Genomic DNA, 1,461 nt, shown 5'->3' with positions numbered 1-1,461 from the left:
CTGATTAAAGACCTCGATAAACGCCGCCGGAAAGTATCGGTGAGCGTGAAGCTGAAAGGAAGGAAGTGAAAAGGGGTTCTGCCTTAGGGCAGGCCCCCTTAATAAGATGGTCACCCCCACCCTGTGAGCGGTACGCTGACAGGGTGTTTTTCTTTCTGAAGGGGATCATCATGCAAAACGTTACGCTCATCGGTATTGACCTCGGCAAGCATTCGTTCCATGTCCACGCTCAGGATAAAAACGGTAATGCATTGCTACGTAAGAAGTTTTCCCGCAACCCGTTAACCGCCTTTCTCTCTACTTGTGCCGCTTCTACCGTTGTTATGGAGTCCTGTGCGGGCGCCCATTTTATGGCCCGGCACATCAGCCAGTTCGGGCATCAGGTGAAGCTCATCTCTCCTCAGTTTGTCCGACCCTTCGTTAAAAGCAATAAGAACGATTTCATTGATGCCGAGGCTATCTGCGAAGCCGCATCACGACCTTCTATGCGCTTCGTGACTCCGCGAACCGAAGACCAGCAGGCTATGTCGGCGCTTCATCGCGTCCGTGACGCAATCGTCAGAGACCGCGTTAAAACCACCAACCAGATGCACGCTTTCCTGCTGGAGTTTGGCATTAGCATGCCGCGCGGCATCGCGGTTATCAGGCGTCTTGCCGCGGTGCTTGAAGAGCACGAACTGCCGCCTTATTTAGCGCGATTACTTATGCGTCTCCATCAGCATTACGCCTACCTCACTGAACAGATTGAAGAACTCGAACAAGAGTTAAAAACCCACATGGCGGATGACGATACCGCACAGCGCTTGCTGACTATCCCCGGCGTTGGACTTATCACGGCAAGCCTTTTAGCCACGAAGCCTGGCGATGGAAAAAGTTATGCCAGCAGCAGGGACTTTGCTGCATCGACGGGGTTAGTCCCACGTCAGTACAGCACTGGCGGAAAAAGTACGCTAATGGGCATCAGTAAGCGCGGGGATAAAAATCTGCGACGTCTTCTGGTGCAATGCGCTCGCGCTTTTATGCAACGACTTGAACACAATCAGGGGCGGCTGGCTGACTGGGTGAAGGCCCAGCTCTCGCGGCATCACTCGAACGTAGTGGCCTGCGGGTTAGCCAACAAACTGGCCCGAATAGCCTGGTCGGTGACAACCCATCGTACAGCTTTTATCCAATAAAAAGAGCCAACAGGGACGAACTGTTAGCTCTTAGGCGTTACGTAGTGACTTTCTGGTTTTGCGACGACTGATTATTGATGACATGAACGGCACAGCGACCTGCGGATGAACCTGACATAAAAAATGGCTCTTTGAAGCCGTCCGCTTTTTAAGGTTCTGCAGGCGCGGACTTCATCGTGGCGCGGGCAACGTAAGGTTGCCCATCAGACGCCGTATAGATTTAAGCAAGCCCATCATAAATCAAAATCAACGTTGCAAAAAAGGGGGTGACCATAGATTTTTATGG

Annotated in this window: 1 protein-coding gene; it reads left to right on the top strand. The window is 52.1% G+C overall.

What is annotated here, in order from left to right:
* Window positions 1–170: 170 nt before the first annotated feature.
* Window positions 171–1,175, top strand: a complete 1,005-nt coding sequence (locus tag UC14_RS22655) for an IS110 family transposase (protein ID WP_112198481.1) — start codon at window positions 171–173, stop codon at window positions 1,173–1,175.
* Window positions 1,176–1,461: the final 286 nt, after the last annotated feature.

This window comes from Rahnella sp. NRRL B-41462 (assembly GCF_003263525.1).
Classification (GTDB): domain Bacteria; phylum Pseudomonadota; class Gammaproteobacteria; order Enterobacterales; family Enterobacteriaceae; genus Rahnella; species Rahnella aceris.
The sequence above is the reverse complement of the archived record's forward strand: the minus strand, read 5'-3'. Positions and strand labels throughout refer to the sequence as shown.